Genomic DNA, 1,885 nt, shown 5'->3' on the forward strand with positions numbered 1-1,885 from the left:
AGAAGCTTAGGAAAAAAATAAAGAAAAAGGAAAATAGGAGTTGCGGAAATAATTCGATATTTTGTATGTTTACTGCTTCTTAAGTGAAAAGCTAAGAAGAAGAACAAAAAAAGCGTGACCAACGAGTGACGCAAAAAGCTATTTGACAGTGATAGAAAGACAATGTGCAAGCAAACATAAAGTTTGTGCGAAGATTAAAAGGTAACTTTTAATCTCGTGAATAGAATCAGAGATAAATAAATCATTTATCAAGTTTTCAAAGAATATATTTTTCTTGAGAATTTGATCTTGGTTCAGATTGAATGCTGACAGCGTGGATGAGGCATGCAAGTCGAACGAAATGTAGCAATACATTTAGTGGCGGAAGGGTTAGTAATACATGGGTAACTTACCATTAACTTGGGAATAACGGTTGGAAACGATCGCTAATACCGAATGTGGTGATAGCAAGGCATCTTGAAATCATTAAAGTGGGGGATCTTCGGACCTCGCGGTTAAAGAGAGGCCCATGGGATATCAGCTAGTTGGTAGGGTAAAGGCCTACCAAGGCTAAGACGTCTAGGCGGATTGAGAGATTGACCGCCAACACTGGGACTGAGAACTGCCCAGACTCCTACGGGAGGCTGCAGTCGAGAATCTTTCGCAATGGGCGAAAGCCTGACGAAGCGACGCTGTGTGAGTGATGAAGGCCTTCGGGTCGTAAAACTCTTTCGCCTGGGAACAAGGGGATCTAGCTAACATCTAGAAAACTTGAGCGTACCAGGTAAAGAAGCACCGGCTAACTCCGTGCCAGCAGCTGCGGTAATACGGAGGGTGCAAGCATTAATCGGATTTATTGGGCGTAAAGGGCGCGTAGGCGGGAAGGAAAGTCAGATGTGAAATCCCGGGGCTCAACCTCGGAACAGCATTTGAAACTTCCTTTCTTGAGGGTAGACGGAGAAAATGGAATTCCACAAGTAGCGGTGAAATGCGTAGATATGTGGAAGAACACCAGTGGCGAAGGCGATTTTCTAGTTTACACCTGACGCTGAGGCGCGAAAGCAAGGGGATCAAACAGGATTAGATACCCTGGTAGTCCTTGCCGTAAACGATGTATACTTGGTGTAACCGGAATCAACCCTGGTTGTGCCGAAGCTAACGCGATAAGTATACCGCCTGAGGAGTACGCTCGCAAGGGTGAAACTCAAAAGAATTGACGGGGACCCGCACAAGCAGTGGAGCATGTGGTTTAATTCGATGCAACGCGAAGAACCTTACCCAGGCTTGACATGCAGATGATCGTTACAGAGATGTAATTTCCCTTCGGGGCATCTGCACAGGTGCTGCATGGCTGTCGTCAGCTCGTGCCGTGAGGTGTTTGGTTAAGTCCAGCAACGAGCGCAACCCTTATCATTAGTTGCCAACACTATGGGTGGGAACTCTAATGAGACTGCCTGGGTTAACCAGGAGGAAGGTGAGGATGACGTCAAGTCCGCATGGCCCTTATGTCTGGGGCTACACACGTGCTACAATGGTCGGTACAGAAGGCAGCGAAGCCGCGAGGTGAAGCAAATCCTAAAAGCCGATCTCAGTTCAGATTGTAGTCTGCAACTCGACTACATGAAGACGGAATTGCTAGTAATGGTGGGTCAGCAACACCACCGTGAATACGTTCCCGGGTCTTGTACACACCGCCCGTCACATCATGGGAGTTGGTTTTACCCGAAGCCGCTGGCTCAACCGCAAGGAGAGAGGCGTCTAAGGTGAGGCTGATGACTGGGATGAAGTCGTAACAAGGTAGCCCTACCGGAAGGTGGGGCTGGATCACCTCCTTTTAAGGACAGAGAATGCGTTAGGAATAACCATTCTTAGGTTGAAACAAACTTTAGCTGCACATTGTCTTCCT

1 rRNA gene is annotated in these 1,885 nt (G+C 47.3%); it reads left to right on the forward strand.

From position 1 onward, the window contains the following. Positions 1-270: 270 nt before the first annotated feature. Positions 271-1,814, forward strand: a 16S ribosomal RNA gene (locus NEOC65_RS03660). Positions 1,815-1,885: the final 71 nt, after the last annotated feature.

Source organism: Neochlamydia sp. AcF65, assembly GCF_018342435.1.
Taxonomy (GTDB): Bacteria; Chlamydiota; Chlamydiia; order Chlamydiales; family Parachlamydiaceae; genus Neochlamydia.